Annotated in this window: 14 protein-coding genes and 2 pseudogenes; 11 read left to right on the top strand and 5 right to left on the bottom strand. The window is 61.6% G+C overall.

Annotated features, from left to right (window positions below; genetic code table 11):
• Positions 1-15 precede the first annotated feature (15 nt).
• Entirely contained in the window at positions 16-213 is a 198-nt protein-coding gene (locus IPF85_RS01595) for a hypothetical protein (RefSeq protein WP_343406305.1), read from the bottom strand.
• A gap of 269 nt (positions 214-482) precedes the next feature.
• Here IPF85_RS01595 and IPF85_RS01590 point away from each other — a divergent pair, with 269 nt between their 5' ends.
• From IPF85_RS01590 to IPF85_RS01550, 9 genes and pseudogenes are all read left to right on the top strand, one after another.
• Positions 483-971, top strand: a complete 489-nt coding sequence (locus IPF85_RS01590; RefSeq protein ID WP_343406304.1) for a tyrosine-protein phosphatase — start codon at positions 483-485, stop codon at positions 969-971.
• Positions 972-1,228: 257 nt separating this feature from the next.
• Positions 1,229-4,270 (top strand): DEAD/DEAH box helicase family protein, encoded by a 3,042-nt coding sequence (locus tag IPF85_RS01585; protein WP_343406303.1) that lies wholly within the window; start codon positions 1,229-1,231, stop codon positions 4,268-4,270.
• Between the two features lie 38 nt (positions 4,271-4,308).
• A complete protein-coding gene (locus tag IPF85_RS01580) occupies positions 4,309-4,962 on the top strand; it encodes a transposase (protein WP_343406302.1) in 654 nt (217 codons plus the stop codon).
• A 461-nt stretch (positions 4,963-5,423) separates the two neighbouring features.
• The gene (locus tag IPF85_RS01575; RefSeq protein ID WP_343406301.1) at positions 5,424-8,090 is read left to right on the top strand and encodes a site-specific DNA-methyltransferase; all 2,667 of its coding nucleotides are present in this window, start codon (positions 5,424-5,426) and stop codon (positions 8,088-8,090) included.
• A 51-nt stretch (positions 8,091-8,141) separates the two neighbouring features.
• Complete coding sequence (locus tag IPF85_RS01570; protein ID WP_343406300.1) at positions 8,142-8,981, top strand: DUF1566 domain-containing protein; 840 nt, start codon at positions 8,142-8,144, stop codon at positions 8,979-8,981.
• A gap of 13 nt (positions 8,982-8,994) precedes the next feature.
• The gene (locus tag IPF85_RS01565) at positions 8,995-10,776 is read left to right on the top strand and encodes a hypothetical protein (RefSeq protein WP_343406299.1); all 1,782 of its coding nucleotides are present in this window, start codon (positions 8,995-8,997) and stop codon (positions 10,774-10,776) included.
• A gap of 150 nt (positions 10,777-10,926) precedes the next feature.
• A pseudogene (locus IPF85_RS01560) lies at positions 10,927-11,502 on the top strand (TMEM175 family protein).
• On the top strand, positions 11,499-11,765 hold the full coding sequence (locus IPF85_RS01555; protein ID WP_343406298.1) for a hypothetical protein: 267 nt from the start codon (positions 11,499-11,501) through the stop codon (positions 11,763-11,765). Before IPF85_RS01560 ends, IPF85_RS01555 begins: the two are co-directional and overlap by 4 nt.
• Positions 11,766-12,061: 296 nt before the next feature.
• Positions 12,062-13,957, top strand: coding sequence for an aryl-sulfate sulfotransferase (locus IPF85_RS01550; protein ID WP_343406297.1), 1,896 nt, complete (start codon positions 12,062-12,064; stop codon positions 13,955-13,957).
• A gap of 1,142 nt (positions 13,958-15,099) precedes the next feature.
• Here the strand turns inward: IPF85_RS01550 and IPF85_RS01545 are convergent.
• From IPF85_RS01545 to IPF85_RS01535, 3 genes are read right to left on the bottom strand one after another with little or no spacing between them, the layout of a single operon-like run.
• Positions 15,100-15,606, bottom strand: coding sequence for a radical SAM protein (locus IPF85_RS01545; protein WP_343406296.1), 507 nt, complete (start codon positions 15,604-15,606; stop codon positions 15,100-15,102).
• Positions 15,582-15,800 carry a hypothetical protein gene (locus IPF85_RS01540; RefSeq protein WP_343406295.1) on the bottom strand — a complete coding sequence of 73 codons (219 nt, stop codon included), beginning with the start codon at positions 15,798-15,800 and terminating at the stop codon, positions 15,582-15,584. Before IPF85_RS01540 ends, IPF85_RS01545 begins: the two co-directional genes overlap by 25 nt.
• Positions 15,801-15,843: 43 nt before the next feature.
• Positions 15,844-16,374, bottom strand: a complete 531-nt coding sequence (locus IPF85_RS01535) for a hypothetical protein (protein WP_343406294.1) — start codon at positions 16,372-16,374, stop codon at positions 15,844-15,846.
• 293 nt (positions 16,375-16,667) lie between these two features.
• On the opposite strand from IPF85_RS01535, the pseudogene nifJ reads away from it, so the two are divergent.
• Positions 16,668-20,215 (top strand): annotated as a pseudogene (gene nifJ, locus IPF85_RS01530) (pyruvate:ferredoxin (flavodoxin) oxidoreductase).
• 86 nt (positions 20,216-20,301) lie between these two features.
• Positions 20,302-21,294: a dihydroorotate dehydrogenase-like protein gene (locus tag IPF85_RS01525; protein WP_343406293.1), complete on the top strand. Its 993-nt coding sequence runs from the start codon at positions 20,302-20,304 to the stop codon at positions 21,292-21,294.
• A gap of 389 nt (positions 21,295-21,683) precedes the next feature.
• Here the strand turns inward: IPF85_RS01525 and IPF85_RS01520 are convergent, their stop codons facing one another.
• Entirely contained in the window at positions 21,684-22,544 is an 861-nt protein-coding gene (locus IPF85_RS01520) for a Uma2 family endonuclease (protein WP_343406292.1), read from the bottom strand.
• Positions 22,545-22,705: the final 161 nt, after the last annotated feature.

The following is a 22,705-nucleotide window of genomic DNA, read 5'->3' as shown; positions in this document are numbered from 1 at the left end:
GCAGGGTCATGTGTTTCACAGTGGCTGGCCCAGTCCTGCCTCGTACTCTCTGTCAACTTCAGCCAGCAGCGCATCGAGACGACCTGCTTCCAGGTCTTTCTCGATCTGCTTGTCCCACACCTCGGCGTGGTAATGATCGAGCCACGCCATCAATTCGGCAAAATCTGTGGTTGGTAGTCGGGTAATAGCAATTTCTATTTCCTTGACACTCATGATTCTCCCTGGTCGCCTTGCGGCTCGGAATGATTGTCTTCAAGAATATCTCGTTCTCCGACTCCACGAAGGGAACAAGCCATGCGTAGTCACGCATGTTGACGACAATGATACGTTGTCCTTTGTACTTTTCTGGATGTGGAGGCAGTATAACATTCATCCTTTGGCCCTGTCAAGGTCTGCTTCCGCCAAGCCATTCGCTACAGGACATTATGCTTTTGCGGATCGCCAGAGTGGGGTATAATCTGGCAATCGAAAGGTGAGCGCTCATGGACCACACGGAACGCCCTGTAAATTTCACCTGCCATTGGGTCGCCATTGGCAATGGCCGCCTGACGCTGTGGCACCGGCCCGGCGCACGCGCGGTGGCCGCCATGAAGCTGTTTGGCTGCGACTGCGTGCTGACCCTGCAGGCCGCCAGGGAACATGCCGACCTCATCGGGCAATGGGTCGCAGAAGCCGGCATCGAATGGCTTTGGCTGCCCCTGGAAAATGGAAAGCCGCCGCAGGCCGAAGCCGCGGCCTCGATCCTGGCGGCGCTGCCCAGACTCTCGCAGATGCTCGATGACGGCCGCTCGATCCTGATTCACTGCGCGGCCGGGATTCACCGCACCGGCATGGTGGCCTATGCCCTGCTGCGCTGGCGCGGTTTCGATGAGCCGGCTGCGCTTGCCCTCATCACCCAGATGCGGACGCACACCGGCGTCGGCGTTCAGCGCAAGCAGATTGACTGGGGCAACAGGGCCATACGACATTGACAGGGCGCGAACGAATATCGTACTCCCTGCGCCGCGGTTTTGATGCATCTTTGACACAGCTATCTAGCTACGCTACAATCAAATCACAAGGAAAGGTGGACCAACCGCGCTTGCTGATGACCCGGTAAACTGCATTATGTGCGCGAAGCCATCTGCCCTATTTAGCTCATATCACACCGGTGACCGCGGCCGCCGGCAAGTTCTACTCTCATCAAAAAGGCGGTCAACATGCCGGACCTGACCAGGGACGTGCCTGCATGAGCCAAGTCGTCATCGAAAATCCGGTCATCAACTCGCCTTATACCGAGCCGACCCGCCATTTCCGCTTTAGCGACGAAGGCATCACCAACGAGTTGGTTGAGGGCCGCCGTACCAGCTCGTACTTTGTGCCCATCGCCCGCCCGAAGAAAAAGGGCGCGCAGCTCACCTTCGACACCGAGTGGACGCAGGAGCGCATCCAGGAGAACAAGCTCATCAACGATATTCGCCGCCGTGTGGGCCTGTGGCGGGAAGGGGGCTATGTGGGCGTGACCCCGACCACGGCCCGGCTGCTGGCCTACTGGATTGCCCCCGACCGCGAAAAGAAGCTCTTCTTCTGCCAGATCGAGGCCCTGGAGACCATCATTTACCTGACGGAGGTAGCCAGGAAGTACGGCGATGCCTGGATCGAGAACGCGCTGCGCGCAGCCAACGACACGTCGAACCCCGGTCTGCCGCGCCTGGCCTTGAAGATGGCGACCGGCTCTGGTAAGACGGTGGTGATGGGCATGCTGATCGCCTGGCATACGCTGAATAAGGCCGCCTATCCGCAGGACGCGCGCTTTGCCAACACCTTTCTGATCGTCGCCCCCGGCATCACCATCCGTGACCGGCTGCGCGTGCTTCTGCCGAATGATCCTCAAAACTACTACCGCCAGCGCGACATTGTGCCAGCACACGAGATGGAGCGCCTGGGCCAGGCCAGGATCATCATCACCAACTTTCACGCGTTCCAACTGCACGAAAAGTCGGATGCCGCGAGGCTGACCAAAGAACTCGCCGGACAAACCACGACCGGCGTCAATCAGGAAAGCCCTGACCAGATGGTGCGACGGGTATGTCGCGAGCTGGGAACCAAGAAGAATATCATCGTCATGAACGATGAAGCCCATCACTGTTACCGCCGTAAGCCGGACGGCGAAGAGGAGAAGCTGACCGGCGAGGAGAGGCAAGAAGCCCGGAAACGTGATGAAGAAGCCCGCGTCTGGATCTCCGGCCTTGAGGCCGTGAAGGCGAAGCTCGGCGTGAAGGTGATCTATGATCTGTCGGCGACCCCCTTCTTTTTGCGCGGCTCCGGCTATGCCGAGGGGACGCTCTTCCCGTGGGTGGTTTCCGATTTTTCGCTGATTGACGCCATCGAGGCCGGTATCGTGAAGGTGCCGCGTGTGCCGGTGGCCGATGACTCGATGACCGGCGAACAGCCCACCTACCGCGACCTGTGGCTGCGCATCCGCGAGGACCTGCCGAAGAAGGGGCGCAAGACCGATGCGCTGAGCGGCGAACCGAAGCCGCCGCTCGAGCTGCAAGGGGCCTTGCACAGCCTCTACAGCAACTATGAGAAGTATTACCGCCTGTGGGAGCAGAACGCCGAAGCCCGCGCGCGCGGCATCACCCCGCCCGTTTTCATCGTCGTCTGCAACAACACGAACGTCTCCAAGCTGGTCTTTGACACCATCGCTGGCTGGGAGAAGTCCATCGGCGACAAGACCGTCGTCCAGGCAGGGCAACTGCCGATCTTCCGCAACGACGATGGCAGCGGCGGCTGGCTGCAACGACCGAATACGATTCTGGTGGACAGCCAGCAGCTTGAATCGGGCGAAGCGATGAGCGACGACTTCAAGAAGATCGCCGCGCGCGAGATCGAAGAATTCAAGGCCGAGTATCGCATCCGTTTTCCCGGTCGTGACGCCGAAAGCCTGACCGATGAAGACCTGCTGCGTGAAGTGATGAACACCGTGGGCAAGGCGGGCAAGCTCGGCGAACACGTGAAGTGTGTGGTCAGCGTTTCCATGCTGACTGAAGGCTGGGACGCGCAAACCGTCACTCACATCCTTGGTGTGCGCGCGTTCGGCACGCAGTTGCTGTGCGAGCAGGTGGTGGGTCGCGCGCTGCGGCGCGTGAGCTATGCCGCCAACGAAGCCGGGCACTTCGATGCCGAATACGCGGAAGTGTACGGCGTGCCCTTTTCGTTCATCCCGACGTCGGGCAGCAAAGTGGACCCCAAGCCTGGCCCGATGCCGACCCGCGTGCGGGCGCTGGAAAGTCGCAGCGCGTGCGAAATCACGTTCCCGCGCGTGCTCGGCTACCGCTACGAGTTGGCCGGCGAACGGCTGACGGCCACCTTCAGCGCGGCATCGCACCTGGCGCTTTCGACGGCTGACATTCCGACCCGCACCGAGAACGCGCCGATCGTCGGCGAAGCCAGCATCCACACGCTGGACGATCTGAAGCGCCGTCGCCCCAACGAAGTGGCCTTCTTGCTGGCGAAGCTCACGCTGGAGAAGTACTTCCGCCAGGATGGCGAAATGCGGAGCGACCGACCCGAAGAGCACAAGTTCGACGGCGAGGTGAAGATGTGGCTCTTTCCCCAACTGCTGGCTATTGCCAAACGCTGGCTGGCCGAATGTGTCACCCTGAAAGACCACACCTTCCCGCAACTGCTCTTGCTGATTTCGCTGGCGCACGACGCCGCGGATCGCATCTATCAGGCGATTGTCGCGTCTACGGACGGCACGGCCGCGATCAAGCCCATCCTGCGCCCGTACGATACGCTCGGTTCCACCCGCTATGTGGACTTCGACACGACGCGGCCGGTCTACGCGACGCGTGAGGACAAGTGCCACATCTCGCACGTGGTGGCCGACACGACTTCGTGGGAACAGAAGCTGGCCGCAGCGCTGGAAGAGATGGACGAGGTGCGGCGCTATGTCAAGAACCACAACCTGGGGTTCACCATCCCCTATGCCCTCGACGGCGAGGAGCACCAGTACATCCCCGACTTCATCGCGTGCATTGACGACGGCCACGGCCCGGATGACCTGCTGAACTTGCTGATCGAAGTGACCGGCGAGAAGAAGAAGGACAAGGCGGCCAAGGTGAGCACCGCGCGCACGCTGTGGGTGCCCGCGGTCAACCACCACGGCGGGTTTGGGCGTTGGGACTTCATCGAAGTCGCGGACCCGTGGGATGCGGAGAACACGATACGGGCCATTGTAGCGCAATCCGCCGGATTGCGTTCCTCACAATCCAGCGGATTGTGATACAGGGACAGGGAGAGTTGTGATACAGAGGGAGCGTTATGTCCAATCTTGCACCTGGGTCAGTCTATCGTCGTAATCTGCCGCACATCCAGCCGCCCGGCGCGACTCTATTTGTCACGTTTCGACTAGCGGGGTCTATTCCGGCAGACGTGCTGGCGGCGCTCTACGCGGAAGCCGAGCAGGCGCGGGCCGAATTAGAACGAACACCTGATTGCCCAGAGCGCACCGAACGCCTATATGAGGAGGAGCGACGTTTCTTTGGGAAATGGGACGCCGCTTTGGATCTGGGAAAAGGGCCTGACTGGCTGCGCAACCCGAAGATTGCGCAGTTGGTGGCCGATAACATGCACTACTTTGACGGGACACGCTACGATTTGCTCGCCTACTGTATCATGTCGAACCACGCTCATGTTGTCTTCACGCCATTGCTGAAGACGGCAGACGCGTATTACCCGCTGGCGCAAATTATGCATACCATGAAAGGCTATACAGCCGGGCGCGCGAATCAACTGTTAGGTCGCACCGGCGTGTTTTGGCTGCACGAGAGTTATGACCATTACGTGCGCAACGCGGCGGAGTTGGATCGCATTATCGCCTATGTGGTGAATAACCCGGTCAAAGCCGGCCTGATCTCGGAATGGCAGGCATGGCCGTGGACGTATTGCCGCGTATCACAATCCAGCGGATTGTGATACAGGCTGCGGCGAAACAGCGCATTGTGCCGCAATCCGCCGGATTGCCCCCCCCACAACCCGGCGGGTTGTGATACAGAGGAACTTGAATGCAGAACACGATACGGGCCATTGTACCGCAATCCGCCGGATTGCGCCCCCCACAACCCGGCGGGTTGTGGTACAGAGGAACTTGAATGCAGAACACGATACGGGCCATTGTACCGCAATCCGCCGGATTGCGCCCACAACCCGGCGGGTTGTGATACAGCGACCCCCCACCCGCCGGTGACCCCCCCCCCCCCGGCGGGGGTGCGCCCGGGAACCGGCCAACTCCCTTCTCCGCCACCTCGGGGCGGGGGGGGTGGGGCTGGGGGCTTGGTGGGTCCGTGGGTTGGGCCGAACAACCGCGCAGCGGGCCGCCCCCGCGGAGGGTTGCTCGTGAGCGGCCAGGCTGACGAGCTGCTGGAGGGGGCGAAAGCATGTCTAAACAAACGACTTCCACCACCATCACCGCGCTTAAACACGCGGACAAACGCGTCAACATTCCCACGGAGGAGCTGCGCGACTTTGTGGTGGACGACGAACAGGCGCCGAAGAGTCTGCGCTATCCGCGCGACCCGTCCCTGGACCCGCAGTTGGTCTGGCGCGGGAAGGATGAACAGGACGCGCAGGATCTGGCCGTGCCCGCCGTGCCGATCTACATCCAGGAAAAGATTCACCCGCAGTCCATCATCAACGACCTGCTGGCGCAGGCGGCGAAGCCCGGCTCCGCGCTGCGCGAGGCCGCGGCCAGCTACCAGTTGAACCTGTTTGCCGATTTCAACGGCGGCCCGGAGGAGTTCGATCAGAAGGTCGAGTTCTACCAGCACGAGCAGAACTGGGCCAACCGCCTGATTCTGGGCGATTCGCTGCTGGTGATGGCGAGCCTGGCGGAGAAGGAAGGGCTGCGCGGCAAGGTGCAGATGATCTACCTCGACCCGCCCTACGGCATCAAGTTCGGCTCTAACTGGCAGGTGAGCACGCGCAAGCGCGACGTGAAGGACGGCAAGGCCGAGGACGCCACGCGCCAGCCCGAACAGGTGCGCGCGTTCCGCGATACGTGGAAGCTGGGCATCCACTCCTACCTGGCCTACCTGCGCGACCGGCTGGTGGTGGCTCGTGATCTGCTGACCGAGACCGGCAGCGTCTTCGTGCAGATCGGGGATGAGAATGTACACCTGGTGCGCTGCGTGCTGGATGAGGTGTTTGGGAGTGAGAATTTTGTTTCGCTGATAACTTTCTCAAAAACGAGTAGTGCGACAACGGAACTATTGGCTGGAACGTGTGACTATATAATCTTGTATGCCAAAGACAGACAGAAAGTCAAATACCGCCAACTTTTCATTGACAAGGCGATAGATGGCGAAGGCGCGTCGGCATACGACAAGATCGAGCTTGCAGATGGCCGGCGACTGCGATTGACAACTGCACTAAGCAGTAGTCTCGATCTCTCCAATGCAAGGCATTACCGCCTCAGTGACATGCGTAGTCAAAGACCACCAGGAGATTTTCCGGTTACGTTTCAAGGCAAGACAATTCGTCCTATAAGTGGCTACTGGAAGACCGGACAAGACGGGTTCCAGCGCCTCGTCAATGCAAGAAGAATTGAGCTGAGTGGGAATACGCTGAATTACGTTCGTTACTTGAGCGACTTTCCTGCTTTTCCGATTACAAACATATGGAACGATGTTGGAAGTAGCGTTGGAGGCGACAAGGTTTATGTCGTACAGACCGGCACAAAGATAATCGAGCGTTGCCTTCTCATGACCACCGACCCCGGCGACCTGGTGCTCGATCCCACCTGCGGCAGCGGCACCACGGCCTACGTCGCCGAGCAGTGGGGCCGGCGCTGGATCACCTGCGACACCAGCCGCGTGGCCCTGGCGCTGGCGCGTACGCGGCTGATGGCCGCCAAATACCCGTACTACCTGCTGGCTGACTCGCCCGACGGCAGCAAGAAGGAATCGGAGCTGACCGGCCAGATGCCACCCGATTACAGGACCGCAGGCGACATCAAGAAGGGTTTCGTCTACAAGCGCGTGCCGCACGTCACGCTCAAGTCCATCGCCAACAACCCGGACATCCACGAAGGCATGACGCGCGCGGAGATTGATGCCGCCATTGCCCGCCACACCGAGAGCGAAACCCTCTACGATCAGCCCTACGAGGACAACAAGCGCGTGCGCGTGTGCGGCCCGTTCTCGGTGGAGAGCCTGTCGCCGCACCGCGTGCTCTCGACCGCGGATGAGTTCGCGGACGGCGCGCTGAGCGAACAGGAAGCCCGCCAGCAGCAGGACTTCGCGACGATGATCCTGGACAACCTCAAGAAAGCCGGTGTGCAGAACACGCGCAAGGGCGAACGCCTGACCTTCGACCGGCTCGACCCGTACCCCAGCGCCTGGCTGCACGCCAGCGGTGAATACACCGACGCCGCGGGTAAGCCGCGCCGCGTGGCCGTCTCCATCGGCCCGGAGCACGGCACGGTCGGCCCGGAGCAGATCAAGGAAGCGGCCAAAGAAGCGGTGCAGGGTGTCGGCTTCGATATGCTCGTCGTCTGTGGTTTCGCCTTCGACCCGCACGTCTCCGAAGAGGTCAAACGTTACGGCAAGCTGACCGTCTTGCCGGCCAAGATGAACCCCGACCTGGCGATGGGCGACGAGTTGCTCAAGAAGACCGGCGCGGGGAACCTATTCATGGTTTTTGGCGAGCCGGACGTTGAGATCCGAAGGGTTCGTAGTGACGACTTCAGTCGTTCTGCGACTGAAGTCGCGACGACGAACCAGATCGTCGTCGAAATCAAAGGCGTGGATGTCTACGACCCGACCACCGGGCAGATTCGCAGCGCATCCACCGACGACATCGCGTGCTGGTTCATTGACACCGACTACAACGGCGAGAGCTTTTTCGTGCGCCACGCCTACTTCACCGGCGCGGAAGAACCGTATGACAAACTCAAGCGCGCCTTGCGCGCGGAGATAGACGAGGCGGCCTGGAGCGTGCTCTACAGCACCGTCAGCCGGCCGTTCGCCCCGCCCAAATCGGGCAAGATCGCGGTGAAGGTCATCAATCACTATGGCGATGAGGTGCTGAAGGTGTTTGGCGTGTGAAGATGGCTGGTATGCTCCCAAGGTTCGTGTTCAAGGTTAGGAGGAACGCTTATGCGCAGCAGATTGATGACGGTTTTGATTGTGATGGTCGTGCTGGCCGTGGCAGGCGTGGGCCTGCTGAATGCGGCCGGGAACGGACCGGTGGATCCGCCGGCCCCGCCGGGAACGATGAGTTCGTACACGTTGGAGCAGATCTACCAGCGGCTGACGACGGGCAACTACTTTGCGAAGCAGAACGGGTTCACGGAGCCGGCGAGCGGGCCGGGGACGGGGACGATGCACACGCTGGATCAAATCATGGCGCAGGCGCAGCCGCGGGCGCTGGCGAAGCGCGTAGCCAAGACGGGACAGACTCAGTGCTGGGACGCCGCCGGCGCCTTGATCCCGTGTGCGGGCACCGGCCAGGACGGGCAGTACCAGGCAGGGATCGAGCCTGCGGTTGTGGCGATTTTTGGAACTGCCTACAACACGCCGGCGTGGACCGGGGTGCGGTTTACGGACAATGGCGATGGGACGGTAACGGACAACCTGACGGCGTTGATTTGGCTGAAGAACGCCAATTGCTTTGGGACCAGACTTTGGGCGACGGCCCTGACCGACGCCAACGCGCTGGCCAGCGGTTCTTGCGGTCTCAGCGACGGTTCCATCGCCGGCGGCTGGCGGCTGCCGAATGCAAACGAGATGCATAGCTTGATTGATCTGACGCAGAGTAATCCTGCCTTGCCCGCAGGCCACCCCTTCACCGGCGTCCAGGTGAATCTCTACTGGACGAGCACCACTGTTGACTACCACACGTCGGGCGTCGTGGTCGTGGCCCTGTCCGACGGCGCCCCGGTCGGCGCCGAAAAGGGGGGAATCGTCTACGTGTGGCCGGTGCGTGGCGGACAATGAATGAGGTTTTGCAATGAACTACGAAAAGCGACCACGTCCATTAGTCTCCGCTTTACTCGTGCTGCTGGTGCTGCTGGCCACGGCCGTCGGTAACGTCACAGCCCAAGACCCAGGTGGGAAAGGTCCTGCAGCCGGGATGCCCTCTCAGGTCGTTGGCCCCCTGGTGGGACCGACGGTGAATGGAACCCTGGACGGCAGCGACCCCACCTTCACCCGTCCCCAGAACAGCCCGGTTGTCACCGTCAACTGTGCTTCGGCATGGACTCCGTCCGCTGGCGGCTTCCGTTACGAAGCCCACGCCTTCCACGTCACCAACAACAGTCCCATCCAGATCGAGGTCAACGCCGCGGGCACGACCATCGGCGACACCTTCCTGATCGTATCGTGCCATCCGTTCAATGCCGCGACCCCCAGCGTCAACGGCGTGATCACCGACGACGACGATGGCGCGGGCTTGCTGAGCGCCATTACCCTGGCCGATAACGTGACGCTCACGCCAGGCAAAACCTATTGGGCGGTCATCACGACCTACGACCCCGGCGCCACGGGCGCCTACCAGCTCGACTTCAGCGACAACGTGGTGTTGGGCGTCCCGCCCAAGAAATGGGCCTGGAGCACCAACGCCGGCTGGATCAACTTTGCGCCGACCGCCCCGAACGGCGCGTTCACCGACGGCGTCGCGGTCTATCCCGACCATCTGGAGGGCTACGCCTGGGCCGAGAACGCCGGCTGGATCCGCCTGGGCACGCACACGAGCGGCGGGGCATGGACCTACGCCAACACCTCGGCCACCAACTACGGCGTGAACCGCAACCCGACCACCGGCGCGCTCTCCGGCTACGCCTGGAGCAGCACCTCCGGCTGGATCAAGTTCGACCCGGCCTGGCAGCCGTTGGAGATCGGCAGCACAGACGACGCGTCCGTGGCGCCAGCGAACAACGCCGAGGCAACGCCCCAAGTCACCGGCCCCCCCACCCGCCTGGGTCCGCCCAGCCCGGTCCAGCGCAGCGCCCAGGAGCTGCGCGATCTGCTAGAGGCGCCCTCCGCCGACGTGGTGCGGGACGGCAGCTTCGAGTTGGGCACGCCCAACCCCTTCTGGTCTGAGGCGTCAACCAACTTCGGCACGCCCCTGTGCGGCCCTGGCTGCAGCAGCGCTTCGCACACCGGCCTCTGGTTCGCGTGGTTCGGCGGGATTAGTGTCTATGAAGCCGGCAGCGTGTCGCAGAGCGTGACCATCCCATCCGGTGGGCCGGCGACCTTGAGCTTCTGGGTAAAGAACTCTTCCTGTTCCGGCAGCGCGGCCGACTACCTCGAGGTCAAGGTGGACGGCGCCCAGCGGTGGGTGACGACGGCTGCCGACCCGGCCTGCACTACGCCTGGCTACCGCCAGGTCACGGTGGACGTCAGCGCGTATGCCGACGACGCCGCGCATGTGCTGCAGTTCCATTCGGAGGTCTTCGGCCCCGCGATCACGAACTTCTTCCTGGACGACGTGGCGCTGAATGCCAACTACGGCGCCGTGGTGGATGGTGTGGGCAACTTCAGGGGTTACGCCTGGAGCGAGAACCTCGGCTGGATCAAGTTCAGCGGAACGGCTGGCGACGCGACGCCGTACCAGGCCCAGGTGCGCTGCGTGATTGACGTCAACGCCAGCGGCACGGTGGATGTCATTGACGTGCAGCTGGTCACCAGCGCCTTTGGCCTGAATGTGCCGGCCTACGACTTCAACCACGACAGTGTTGTGAATGTGGCGGATATTCAGTTTGTGGCGAATCGCTGGCGGGTCGGCTGCTAGGCAGCCGCGGCGCGGGCAGTTGAAACCGCGGCAACCGTGACGAGGTCGGCTGCCGGAGGCTGCCGGTGGCCGGCGCCGGCTTAACCGGCCCGGCCGCAGGCTGAATTGTTACCAGCGTACTTCACGATACGATTGACAAGGAGAATCAAGATGACGAAGGGCCGGATGGAAGCCTTCAGCGATGGGGTGCTTGCCATTATCATCACGATCATGGTGTTGGAATTGAAGGTGCCGCACGACGCGACGCCGAATGCGCTGATTCCACTCATTCCCGTGGTTCTGAGCTATGTCCTCAGTTTTGTTTTTGTCGGTATCTACTGGAACAACCATCACCACCTGTTGCAGGCGATCAGGCATGTGGACGGGGGCGGTTCTGTGGGCGAACTTGCACCTGCTGTTCTGGCTGTCGCTGATTCCCTTCGTCACCGCGGATGGGCGAAAACCAGTTTGCCCCCTGCCCGTGGCTTTGTATGGTGTGGTCCTTCTGTTGCTTCCATCGCCTATTACATCCTGGCCCGCGCCCTCATCGCCGCGCATGGCACGGATTCCGTGCTGGCAACCGCGCTCGGTCGAGACGTCAAGGGTAAGGTGTCGGTGGTCGCCTATGCCGCGGCCATTCCGCTGGCGCTTGCCAGCTCCTGGTTGGCTTTCGGGCTATTCGTCCTGGTGGCTATCATGTGGCTCGTGCCCGACCGCCGTATCGAGAAAACGTTGACTGGTACATGAACCAAACCAAGGGATGGTGCGCTTCTGTGTATTCCAACAAGCTGTTGGCGAAGGTGCGTAACGCCTGCGGTATCGCCCTCGTGCTGATAGGGCTGCTCGCCGGCTGCGTGACGCAGACGCCGGCCGCCGGCTCGCCCGCTCCTGCGTCTGTGACCCCGCCTGCCGCGACGGCGACGACCGCCGATCTGCCGCCCGCGTCCACGCCGGCGCCCAGGTGCGCCTCCTGTGGCAGGAGTGGTAACACCCGCGCTCGATTTTTGTAACTGCTGGGTCTGCCTGGAATTCAGATAGGAAATTCAGACAGGATTCACAGGATTGACAGGATATTCGAACTCTCGTGGCGGTAGTTTTGCACACCACAGAGCAAGAATCCTGTACATCCTGTTCATCCTGTCCAAATCAACTTGCAGGGTGAGCAGTTACGGACTGACAGGATATTCGAACTCTCGTGGCGGTAGTTTTGCACACCCCAGAGCAAGAATCCTGTACATCCTGTTCATCCTGTCCAAATCAACTTGCAGGGTGAGCAGTCACCGATTCTTTCAACAAGAGGAACATTATGAACCCGAATCTGAAACTGTTGCTGGCGCTGGCCCTCGGCTTGACCGCCGGCCTGACGCTGTTCTCAGCCCTGGCCTCTCCTGGTCAGGAGCCATTGACCCTGGTTTACATCTCGCCTCAGCCCGCAGCTCAGTTTGTCTCGGCCAACGCGGCCATCGCCATTCGGCAGGGCGAGGAGATCGAGCGCGCCAGCCTGTTGCGCGCCGGGCTGTTCCAGGTGACTGGCGCGCAGAGCGGCGCGCACCCTGGGCGCACGATTCTGGCCGACGATCGCCAGACCGTCATTTTCGAGCCGGCGCAGCCCTTTACGCCCGGTGAAACGGTGGCGGTGACGGTGCATCCTGGCTTGCAGACGCAGGCCGGCCGCGCCATCCAGGGTGTTTCGTTCCAATTCACCATCTCCGCCATGCCGCCGCTGGCCGCACACAGGCCGCCAGATGAAACCGTCATCGCCGCAGACCCTGACCTGATCGCCGCGCCCGCGCCGCGGTCGGCCATCGAACAGAACCCGGACGCGACGCCCCGCTATGTGACCGTGCCGGCCGACTTTCCGGCCATCACGGTGACCGTGCCGGCCTCCGAGGCCGCGGCTGATGGTTTTGTCTTTATCACCGATTTCACCGGCCCCGGTTTGCCAACGGCCGCTCCCTATGTGATGATGGTAGACAACCAGGGCGAGCCTGTCTATTACCGGAAACTACCGCCCAACCAGGCCGGCACCGACTTCAGGAAGTGGCCCAACGGCCAGTTGACCTTCTACGACCGCAGCGTGGGGCGCTTCCACATCCTGGATCACGCCTATGCCACCGTTGGCTACTATTATGCCAAGCTCCGCTGGACCGACCAGCATGACTTCGAGCTGATGCCAAACGGCAACCAGCGCTACCTTGTTTACGATCCGCAGCAAATTGACATGAGTCAGATTGTGCCCGGCGGCTTTCCTACCGCCACGGTGTATGGCCTGGTCGTGCAGGAGCTGGACCTGGGCCGCAACATCCTGTTCGAATGGCGCAGTTGGGACCACTTCGCCATCACCGACACCAACGTCAGCCTGACGACCCCGGTGATTGATTACGTTCACGGCAACACCGTGACCAGCGACCTGGACGGCAACATCTTGATTTCCGGCCGCCATGTGGACGAAATCACCAAGATCAACCGCCAGACCGGAGCCGTGATGTGGCGCTGGGGCGGCAAGCGCAATCAGTTCACCTTCATCAACGACAGCCGCGGCTTTTCCCATCAACACGACATCCGCGTGCAGCCCAATGGGCACTACACCCTGTACGACAATGGCAACCACCTGAATCCCGAATACTCCCGCGCCCTGGAGTATGTGTTGGATGAAGAACACCTGACGGCCACGTTGGTCTGGGAATATCGCAACACGCCGGACACCTACGGCGACAGCATGGGTAATGCTCAGCGCCGGCCCAACGGCAATACTGTGATCGGCTGGGGCAGCGGGCTGCCGACGTTGACCGAAGTGACACCAAGTGGCATCAAGGCTTTTGAACTCACCATGGCCGTGGGGCATCAGAGCTACCGGTCTTACCGTTTCCCCTGGAAAGGGTATCCCACCTGGCCGCCCACCCTGGCCGCCGTCACAGCGGTCGGTCGAACTACCCTGTACGCCAGTTGGAACGGCGCCACGGAAGTGGCCTCCTACCGCATCTACGGCGGCGTGACGCCGCGGGTCGTCATTTCTCTGGTGGGCACGCAGATCAAGACCAGTTTCGAGACGAGCACCGATATCACTGAGTTGCTTGACGACTTTTGCTTCTTTCGGGTCTTGCCCGTGGATCGGCAGGGTCATGATATGACCTATTCCAACGTGGTTTCCACCGGCAGTGAGGCGTGTCACTCGGCGTATCTTCCCTTCCTGGGACAGTAATCCATCAGTTGCCCATGCCCCGGGGGCACAACCGTGGATGAAAATGTAGCGCAAGCCGCTGGCTTGCCTCCGTGGCGCGGGGCGCTGCAATCCGGCGGATTGCGTTACAGGGCTATTTTCAAGTCAGTGGCCCAGCGGGCGCCAACCGTGGATGAAATAGGCGCAAGCCGCTGGCTTGCCTCCGTGGCGCGGGCGCTGCAATCCGGCGGATTGCGTTACAGGCTGTTTTCAAGTCAGTCGCCCATGCGGGCGCACAACCGTGGATGAAATGTAGCGCAAGCCGCTGGCTTCCCCCCGTGGGGCGCCGCAATCCGGCGGATTGCGTTACAGGGCTGTTTTCGAGTCTCCGTCCCCGCGGCGCACAACCGGGATGAAAATGTAGCGCAAGCCCTGGCTTGCCCCGTGGCGGCGGGCGCTGCAATCCGGCGGATTGCGTTACAGGGCTGTTTTCAAGTCAGTCGCCCATGCCCCGGGGGCACAACCGTGGATGAAATGTAGCGCAAGCCGCTGGCTTGCCTCCGTGGCGCGGGGCGCTGCAATCCGGCGGATTGCGTTACAGGGCTGTTTTCAAGTCAGTCGCCCATGCGCGGGGCGCACAACCGTGGATGAAAATGGCGCGCAAGCCGCTGGCTTGCCTCCGTGGCGCGGGGCGCTGCAATCCGGCGGATTGCGTTACAGGGCTGTTTTCAAGTCAGTCGCCCATGCGCGGGGCGCACAACCGTGGATGAAAATGTAGCGCAAGCCGCTGGCTTGCCTCCGTGGCGGGGGGCGCTGCAATCCGGCGGATTGCGTTACAGGGCTGTTTTCGTCAGCGCCCGGCGGGGCACAACCGTGGATGAAAAGCCGCGAACCGCCTCCGTGGCGGGCGCTGCAATCCGGCGGATTGCGTTACAGGGCTGTTTTCAAGTCAGTCGCCCATGCGCGGGGCGCACAACCGTGGATGAAAATGTAGCGCAAGCCGCTGGCTTGCCTCCGTGGCGCGGGGCGCTGCAATCCGGCGGATTGCGTTACAGGGCTGTTTTCAAGTCAGTCGCCCATGCGCGGGGCGCACAACCGTGGATGAAATGGCGCAAGCCGCCGGCTTGCCTCCGTGGCGTGGGGCGCTGCAATCCGGCGGGTTGCGTTACAGGCCTATTTTCAGGTTAGTAGATGAACTCGCGGATGTCGTACAGGGACACTTTGGGCGCGCCGGGCTGGCGCCAGAAGCGCAAGCCCGCGCGCAGACGCCGACTTTGTTCCTCAATCTCGCTGGCCGCCAACAGGCGCAGGCCGGCCGTGGTCGCTTGCGCCTCGTAGGTTGCAGTCGGATAGTCCATCAACTCTGAAAAGTAGATGAGATCGTGCGCGTCGAGCGGCAACGCGTTGATCAGCCGGGTGGTCGCGGTGATGTGCGCCTCTTGGTAGGTCTGGCCGCCGGCGCCGACCAACACGATGATGCCTACCGCCACGCCGGCCTCTTTCAAGTGGGCAATCAGGGTTTGCGCTTCGGCAGGCGTGTTGGGCTTGCCCAGGAAGCGCAGCAGCGTAGGATCGCCTGTCTCCAGCCCGATATAGGCGCGCCGCAGGCCGCGCGCGGCCAGGGCGCGCCAGTCCTCCACGGTCTTACGCCGGGTCGAAAAGGCATCTACAAAGGAATAGATGCCCTGCAAATGCTGCGGATGGGCCTCTTTCCAGGCGCGGCCGATCCTGTCAAGCCCGGCGGCGCGATCACGAATTCCGTGTTAACCGCATCCAGCAGGGGCAACAAAGCGGCCTGCGGAATCATCAGCGCATTGGCATCGCCCAAGAAAATGGAGCGTCGCAGGGTCAGGGCCTCGCCGAAGAAGGCGCGTACGGCGTCCATGTGCGCCCGGAACTCCGCCAGCGTCTTGACGTGGAAGCGCCGATCACGGTAGAAGCCGCAGAAGCTGCATGCATCGTAGGCGCAGCCCCTCGGTGGCTTGCAGATAGAGCGCCAGGTATTGGTCGGGCGGCAGGATCGTCACCGGCTTGTAGAGACGTTCGTAGACCTCGCGTTCATCTTCTAACTTGTCATAATTGCAGGAGGCGACGCGTGCCAGGGCGGCCAGGATTGCAGCCGGCGCCTGGCCTGCAGAAGCATCGCCCTGATCCTGGATATGCGCCAGCACTTCCGCGGCGGTGTCATACGCGCGCTGCTCCAGCGCCTGCACCTCAGCAGGGGTCAGAAAGCGACGCTGGCGCGACGATAGTCCCGCGGGCGGGCCCGGGCGTTTTTCCAGGATCGCATTGGCCAGGCTGCGGCGAAAGGTGCTTCCTTGCACGAAGGCCCCATGCAAACGGCCGGCCGCGTCGAACGTAAACATCGTTTGCGCGTCCAGCATGATGGTGGTTGATTCTGGCCGTTGATTGATGATGGTTGTCTGGCCGCCGGGCAGCGGCAGGCGTAAAATCGTCATTGGCTCTTCTGCCTTTCTTCTTCTTCCCTTGCCTGGTGCATTTCATTCTAGCCCTCCCGATTTGCCTTAGACATGACTAGCGTCATTGCGGCACGTCTGGCTGAATACTATAACAAAGGGGCATTCTGTGGTTGCGCAAGGACGCGCGGTCACCGGACAGACACGAAGGTAGGCAAACGAAACCCCACGCCTGGCTCAATCGAGCCAGTTCAAGTTAAAGAGTATCGAAATAGACACACCCCACGGCAAGCAAGGGCGCTTACACACAAACTGATTTTCTGAGGAGACAAATCATGCGCGAGATAACGACGATTGATGGCAATGAAGCTGCAGCCTTCATTGCGCACAAGACCAGCGAGGTCATTGCCATCTATCCCATCACCCCGTCCAGCGTGATGGGAGAATGGGCCGACACCTGGTCAGCCCAGGAGGAAAAGAATATCTGGGGCACCGTGCCTCTGGTCGTCGAGATGCAGAGCGAAGGCGGGGCGGCCGGCGCCGTGCATGGGGCTTTGCAGACAGGCTCGCTGACCACCACCTTCACGGCTTCTCAGGGTCTGCTGCTGATGATCCCCAACATGTACAAGATCGCCGGCGAGTTGACCTCGACGGTGTTCCATGTGGCCGCGCGCTCGTTGGCCGCGCAGGGCCTTTCCATTTTGGCGATCACAGCGATGTGATGGCGACGCGTGCTACCGGCTGGGCGCTGTTGTGCAGCGGCGCCGCGCAAGAGGTGATGGACATGGCGCTGATTGCCCATGCCGCCACGCTGGAAGCCAGGGTGCCGTTCATTCATTTCTTCGATGGCTTCCGCACCAGCCATGAAGTCACCAAGATCGAAAAGCTCGACACCGACGACATTCGGGCGATGATTGATGATTCCCTGGTCGCGGCGCACCGGGCGCGTGGTCTCAACCCTGACCATCCCTTCATGCGCGGCACCGCGCAGAACCCCGATGTCTACTTCCAGGGTCGCGAGACGGTCAACCCGTTCATCCAGGCTACGCCGGCCATCGTGCAGAAACAGATGGATCGTTTTGCCAAGCTGACCGGCCGCCAGTACCATCTGTTCGACTATGCGGGCGCGCCCGATGCGGAGAAGGTCATCGTGGTGATGGGGTCAGGCGGCGAGACGGCCGAGACCACGGCCAACTACCTGAACGCACGTGGAGCCAGGGTGGGCGTGGTCAAGGTGCGCCTGTTCCGGCCCTTCAGCGCGCTTGATCTGGTGGCTGCACTGCCGCCGACGGTCAAGACGATTGCGGTGCTCGATCGCACCAAGGAGCCGGGCAGCGCGGGCGAACCGTTGTACCAGGATGTGATCACAGCCCTGTTCGAAACGGGCCGCTTCGTCAAGGTGATCGGCGGACGATATGGCTTGGGCAGCAAGGAATTTACGCCGGCCCAGGTCAAGGCCGTTTATGATGAGATGGACAAGGCGGCGCCCAAGAATCATTTCACCGTGGGCATTACGGACGATGTGACCCACACCAGCCTGGTCGTTGACCCAACCTTTGATCTTGAGCCGGCCAGTGTGGTGCGCTGCCTCTTCTATGGCCTGGGCGCTGACGGCACCGTGGGCGCCAACCACAACAGTATCAAGATCATCGGCACCGAGACCAACAATTATGCGCAGGGCTATTTCGTCTATGATTCCAAGAAATCGGGCACGGTGACGGTCTCGCACCTGCGCTTTGGCCCGGATCCGATTCACATGCCGTTCCTGGTTTCCAGCGCCAATTTCGTGGCCTGCCATCAGTTCAACTTCCTGGAGCGCTACGATGTGCTGGAAAAGGCCGCTCCCGGCGCGACCTTCCTGCTCAACAGCCCGTTCGGCCCGGAGGATGTGTGGGACAATCTGCCGCGTGAAGTGCAGCGGACCATCATTGACAAGCACCTGAAGTTCTACGTCATTGATGCCTACCAGGTGGCCCGTGAGACCGGCATGGGTGTGCGCATCAACACCATCATGCAAACCTGCTTCTTCGACATCTCCGGCGTGCTGCCGCACGACGAGGCGATTGCAGCCATCAAGAACGCCATTCGCAACAGCTACCAGAAGAAGGGCGAGGCCGTTGTGCAGCAGAACTTCGCCGCGGTGGACTACACGCTGGAGCATTTGTACCAGGTGACGGTGCCTGCGCAGGTGACCAGCACCGTGGCCCGGCCGCCAGCGGTATCAGCCGCAGCGCCGGCATTTGTCCAGGGCTTGACAGCCATGCTGATGGCGGGCAAGGGGGACAGCGTGCCGGTCTCCTTGATGCCTGCGGATGGCACCTATCCCACGGGCACCTCGCAGTGGGAAAAGCGCAGTATTGCGCAAGAAATCCCGGCGTGGGATGAGGATGTCTGTATTCAGTGCGGCAAGTGCGCCCTGGTTTGCCCGCACGCGGCCATTCGCATGAAGTTCTACCCGCAGGAACAGGCCGCCGGCGCACCGGACACCTTCAAGACCCACAAGGCGATCGGCAAGGAGTTCCCGGACATGCTCTGCACGATCCAGGTGGCGCCGGATGACTGCACCGGCTGCGGCGCCTGTGTCTACATCTGCCCGGCCAAGAACAAGAAGGAGCCGCGCTTCAAGGCCATCAACATGGAGGCGCAGTTGCCGCTGCGTGATGCGGAGCGTGTCAACTACGAATTCTTCCTCGATCTGCCGGAGATTGACCGCGACCTGGTCAAAGTAGACTCGGTCAAGGGATCGCAGTTGTTGCAGCCGCTCTTCGAGTATTCGGGCGCCTGCGCCGGCTGCGGTGAGACGCCCTACATCAAGCTGCTCACCCAGTTGTTCGGCGATCACCTGGTGGTGGCCAATGCCACCGGCTGCTCGTCCATCTATGGCGGCAACCTGCCGACGACGCCCTGGTCGCAAAATGCAGACGGGCGCGGTCCGGCATGGTCGAACAGCCTGTTCGAGGACAACGCCGAGTTTGGCCTGGGCATGCGGCTGTCGCTGGACAAACAGGCGCAGTTTGCACGCGAGTTGGTGGAGCAACTGCGCGACCTGATCGGCCCTACGTTGGCGGATGAGCTGTTGACGGCCGATCAGAGCCAGGAGAACGGCATCCGGGCGCAGCGGGCGCGGGTGGTACAGCTCAAGTCCATCCTGGCCGGCTCAGACCTGCCGCAGGCTGTCCTGTTGTTGAGTCTGTCTGAGAACCTGGTCAAACGCTCCCTGTGGATTGTGGGCGGCGATGGTTGGGCCTACGACATCGGCTACGGCGGTCTCGATCATGTTCTGGCCTCTGGTCAAAATGTCAACGTGTTGGTGCTCGACACCGAAGTCTACTCGAACACCGGCGGGCAAAGCTCCAAGTCCACGCCACGCGCGGCGGTGGCGAAGTTCGCTGCGGCTGGCAAGGGGACGCCGAAGAAGGACCTGGGCATGATCGCCATGACCTACGGCTACATCTACGTGGCGCGTGTGGCCATGGGCGCCAATGATGCGCAGACGATCAAGGCTTTCCTGGAGGCCGAAGCGTATGACGGCCCCAGCCTGATCATCGCCTACAGCCACTGCATCGCGCACGGCTACGATATGCGGGTGGGCAGTGATCAGCAGAAGGCGGCGGTTGCCAGTGGTCATTGGCCGCTCTTCCGTTACAACCCGGCCGACGCGGCCGCAGGACACAATCCCCTGCGCCTGGACTCGAAGGCGCCCTCGATCTCCTTCCAGGATTACGCCTACAAGGAAACGCGCTATAATATGCTCACCGCCTCCAAACCGGTTGAGGCGCGCCAGCTCATGCAGCAGGCCCAGCGCGATGTGACGGATCGCTGGCGCTTGTACGAGCAGATGGCCTCGATCAAGTATGAAGGTGACAGCACCGGAAACGCCTGACGCAAGGAACTTGTGGCCGGATGTGGCGGCTGCCCCGGGCGGGCGCTGCATCCGGCCAGACACACGATTACAGAAAGGACGCACTTATGGACCTCTCAACTACTTACATGGGGCTGAAACTGCGCAATCCCATCGTGCCTTCGGCGTCACCGCTGTCGAGGAGCATTGACAGTATCCGCCACATGGAAGACATGGGCGCCGGCGCCGTGGTCATGTACTCTCTGTTCGAAGAACAGATCGTACATGAGTCGCTTGCGCTCGATCATTTCATCTCCTACGGCAGTAACTCCTACGCCGAGGCGCTCAGCTACTTCCCCACCGCGCACGAGTTCAACCTCGGGCCCAACGAATACCTGGAACATCTCTTCCGGGCCAAACAGGCCGTCAACATTCCGATCATCGCCAGCCTGAATGGCGTCAGCCTGGGCGGTTGGATTGACTACGCCCGCCTGATGGAACAGGCGGGCGCGGACGGACTGGAGTTGAATCTCTACTTCCTGGCGACCAACCCTGAGATGAGTGCGCAGGCCGTGGAGCAGGATTATGTTGATGTGCTCAAGGCGGTCAAGGCCACAGTCAGGATACCGGTGGCCATGAAGCTCAGTCCGTTCTTCAGCGCCTTCCCCAACTTTGCCCGCCGCCTGGACGAGGCCGGCGCCAACGCCCTGGTGATGTTCAACCGCTTCTACCAGCCTGAACTCGATGTCGAAGCCCTGGAAGTGGTGCCGCACATCGTGCTCAGCACACCGGACGAATCGCGGGTGCCCATTCGCTGGGCCGCGATCCTGTATGGTCGCATCAAGGCTTCCATGGCGATCACCAGCGGCATTCACACGCCGGAAAATGTGTTGCAGGCGATCATGGCCGGTGCAGATGTGACTAACGTCTGCTCACTGCTGCTGAAGTCGAGCATTGCCAAGATTGACTGGCTGCTGAAGAGCGTTACCTGGTGGATGGAAGAGCACGAGTATGAATCCATCGAACAGATGAAGGGCAGCCTGAGCCAGCGTTCGGTCGCGGAGCCGGGCGCGTTCGAGCGAGCCAATTACATGAAGGCGCTGACGAACTACAAGGTGTAAACCCACTCATTTTCAGCGCCCCAGGAAGCACGCGGCGCTCACCGCGCCCGCTGCCCCCCCTGACAAAGGAGCAGGACGATGTCGTCCTGCTCCTTCTCTTTGGAGGTTCGCGCTGTGTCTTTCATCGGTCTGTCTTTTAGTCCAGGAATTCCAAAATGTGAACGGAATGGCTGCCCGTAAATGGGCCTGCGCTCCTCGTTCGGGCGGTTTTGGCCCAAAATCCCCGAGATAGGTGGGCAGCAAGAGGGATTGTGGGCGTTGGAAAGCTACATTTGGAAATGCGGCGCCCCGTAGGGGCACCTTGACTTGAGCGAGCGATGCCCCCCCACACCCGTCGTCCCGTAGGGACGATTGAATGAGGCCGCCCCGAGCGCAATCCGTCGCTAAGGTCAGGTGTCCCTACGGGACGGAGCTTCCGCCCGATCAGCCCGCTGGGCTTCGATCTGCGCCCGCTGGGCTTCAGTTTGCGCTCGCTGGGCTTCAGTTTGCGCCCGCTGGGCTTCAGTTTGCGCCCGCTGGGCTTCAGTTTGCGCCCGCCGCGCCTCAGCCTGTGCCCGCCGCGCCTCAGCCTGTGCTCGCAGCGCCTCGGCCTGGGCTTGGGCCATCGCTTCGGCGGTGGTCGGAATCGCGCGGCCCGTGGATGGGTCCACGAGGCGCAGCATCTCTTCTTCTGGGCGCAGGATCAGCCCCAGCTCGTCGCTGATCAGGGCGCCGTCCGCAGCTGATGGAATCGGCGTGTAAAAACGCCCGCTCAGGCGAAGCCCCTGCAAGCGTGGGTCCAGGTACTCCCCCAGCGGATCGAAAAGAAAATACTCCTTGACCCCCAATTGCTCGTACAACACCTGCTTCGATCCCACATCTTCTTCGCGGGTGTCGCGTGACGAGATCTCGAAGATGACGCATGGCGCAGCCTGCTCTTCCCACAGCTTGTAGATGCGTCGTGAATGTCGGGCAACGCCTTTCACCACGAACACATCGGGCACCTTGAAGACGCGCGGCCTGCCTTCCACGTAGTAGAAGAGCATGTCCGCAGCAATGTAGACCCGCTCGTCGGCGCGAAAGACATAGCGCAGCGCCTCGCGCAGATACATGATCACGGTCATGTGCCAGTCGGTCTCGCCCATAGGTTTTCCATCCGATTCGGGATAGTAGATTTCGGCTTTGGGTGCTTTGCGGGGAACCATGACGCCGGCAGGCAGCGGATAGGACGGCTGCACGGTAGGTAGATCTGCAATTTTGGCGATACTCATGATGGTCACTCCTCGCTTACTGGACGGACTTTACCGCAGTTTCTGGCATTTGGCAAGCGCCAGTACGCGAGTACAGCAAATCCAAATGTACCCGGAATCGAGGCTTCAGCCGGTCTGCCACAGGGTTCTCAAGTGCCCGATAACCGGCTAAAGCCTCCAAA

The sequence above is a fragment of the Candidatus Amarolinea dominans genome, from assembly GCF_016704685.1.
Classification (GTDB): Bacteria; Chloroflexota; Anaerolineae; order SSC4; family Amarolineaceae; genus Amarolinea; species Amarolinea dominans.
This window is presented reverse-complemented; position numbering and strand designations above follow the sequence as displayed.